Annotated in this window: 1 protein-coding gene; it reads left to right on the top strand. The window is 46.5% G+C overall.

Annotated elements, in window-relative coordinates:
* On the top strand, positions 1–213 hold a 213-nt coding region (locus A3763_RS06545; protein ID WP_156494972.1), incomplete at both ends, for a phosphoenolpyruvate carboxykinase (ATP).

The following is a 213-nucleotide window of genomic DNA, read 5'->3' as shown; positions in this document are numbered from 1 at the left end:
ACTTCGCCAAGCGTCGCGTTTTGCTTGCAGGTATGCGTTATGCGGGTGAAATGAAGAAAGCAATGTTCTCTGTTCAGAACTTCTTGTTGCCAGAGAAAGACGTATTACCAATGCATTGTTCTGCAAACGTTGGTGATGACGGCGAAACAACATTGTTCTTCGGTTTGTCAGGTACAGGTAAAACTACCTTGTCTGCTGACCCTGCGCGTTACC

The organism is Oleiphilus sp. HI0128 (assembly GCF_001635365.1).
This window is presented reverse-complemented; position numbering and strand designations above follow the sequence as displayed.